At 69.1% G+C, this 1,743-nt stretch carries 1 protein-coding gene; it reads right to left on the bottom strand.

The window, feature by feature from the left end; all coding sequences use genetic code 11:
- Nucleotides 1-45: 45 nt before the first annotated feature.
- Nucleotides 46-1,491, bottom strand: a complete 1,446-nt coding sequence (locus ABGA94_RS14925; RefSeq protein WP_375367660.1) for an ExeM/NucH family extracellular endonuclease — start codon at nt 1,489-1,491, stop codon at nt 46-48.
- Nucleotides 1,492-1,743: the final 252 nt, after the last annotated feature.

The following is a 1,743-nucleotide window of genomic DNA, read 5'->3' as shown; positions in this document are numbered from 1 at the left end:
CGGATCCCATTCCCACGGAATGGGCTCCGACCCCGGCGTTGAGGGTTATTTGTCGAAACCCAGCAGCAGCGGGTCGTGGTCGGAGCTGCGCCACGGGCCCTGCACGTTGCGGCCCTGGTAACCGCTGGCGTCCTGCTCGTCGGCGTTGCTGTGCCATTCGGCGGCACCGCGCAGGCGCTTGGCCATGCCCGGGCTGAGCAACGCGTGGTCAAGGCGGCCGGTGTAGCCGTTGTAGACGTAGCTGTAGGGATGCTCGACCTTGGCGACCTTGAACGCGTCCTGCCAGCCCAGGTCGTACAGGGTGCGGATCGGGTCTTCCATCGCGTAGGCGTTGAAATCGCCCAGCAGTACCGCGTCCTTTGTACCGGTACCGGTCGGATCCGTCTGCAGCCAGGCATGCAGCTGCTGCGCCGAGGTCACGCGGGTGGCGTTCCAGCAACCCTGGTTGTCGTTGCGGTCGGCGTCGGCGCCGCTTGCGTCGCGGCAGCCCTTCGACTTGAAGTGATTGGCCACCACCACGAACGGCGCGCCCTGCTTGCCCTGGAAGGCCTGCGCCAGCGGCACGCGGCTGTGCTCGACGAACGGGCCGCCGGTCAACGTGGCCGGCGTGCCGACCGGCTGCAGGCGTGAGCTGCGGTAGATGATGCCGACCCGGATCGGGTTGTCGCCGGGGCCGTTGCCGGCATCGACGAAGCGCCAGTCGCCCTGCGTGCCGCGGTCACGGTTGAGCGCATCGACCAGTTCGGCGATGGCCGACTGCGGTCCGTAGCCGTCGTTCTCCAGCTCCATCAGCGCGGCGACGTCGGCGCCCAGCGCGTTGACCGCGGCGACCAGCTTGGCCACCTGCGCTTTGTGCTCGTCCAGCGTGCGGGCGCCGCGCAGGGTCGGGAAGCCGCCGCCCTGGCCATCACCGTTGAAGAAGTTCTCCAGGTTGAAGGCGGCCACGTGCAGGCTACCCGGCACGGTCGGCACTGCGGGGCGCTTGAGTTCCGGCAGTTTCAGCGCACCCTCGACCTGCAGGCGCGGACGGCCCTGTGCATCCACGCGCACGATGCCCTCCACATTGCGCAGCTGCATGCCAGTGCGCAGCACCGGGTTGCCCGGCAGGTAGGCCACGCTGGCCGGATCGCGGGCATCGCTGCCATCGTCCAGCGCCAGGCGACGACGCTGGTTGTCGGCCATCACCTGCTCATAGCCGGCCGTACCCGGCGCGGCCACTTCGGTCGGCTGCCAGAGGCGGCCATCGAAGGCTACGGTGAGCTGGCCGAAGCGCTCCAGGCCGTCGCTACCGGCCAGGGTCAGCGGTGCGGCGATGCGCACGCGCTGGCCATCCAGCGCGCGCCAGTCGGCCGGCGCGGCGGTCAGCACCACGGTGGCGCTGCTGCGCGCGGCGGAGGGTGGCGCGACCGGTGCGGCCTGCGGCTGGGCCTGGGCAAAGGCGCTGGCCGGCAGCAGCAGGCACAGGGCAAGGGCGAGGGAACGGCGGCGCATCGACGGGCGATTCCTTGGAAGAGGGCGCACAGACTAACCCTGAAATGCGAAACGCCGCCTGCGCAGCGGGGTTTTGACCTTGGTGGGCAAAGCCTGGGTAGTGCCGGCCGCTGGCCGGCAACCTCATGACCCTCGTGCGATGTCGTTGATCGTGGCAGCCTTGCCCTTCGATGCCGGCAACGCGGCATCGCTAATAGTTCGCACTGACATGTATAGAACCAGGTAAGTCGGAGAATTCTAGCCTTGCGCCCG

Origin of the sequence: Stenotrophomonas sp. 3diitr2024 (assembly GCF_042136455.1) — a bacterium.
Taxonomy (GTDB): domain Bacteria; phylum Pseudomonadota; class Gammaproteobacteria; order Xanthomonadales; family Xanthomonadaceae; genus Stenotrophomonas; species Stenotrophomonas sepilia.
The sequence above is the reverse complement of the archived record's forward strand: the minus strand, read 5'-3'. Positions and strand labels throughout refer to the sequence as shown.

Excerpts from the sequence above, each read along its gene's own strand:
- ABGA94_RS14925 (WP_375367660.1), bottom strand. The coding sequence starts at position 1,491 with ATGCGCCGCCGTTCCCTCGCCCTTGCCCTGTGCCTGCTGCTGCCGGCC.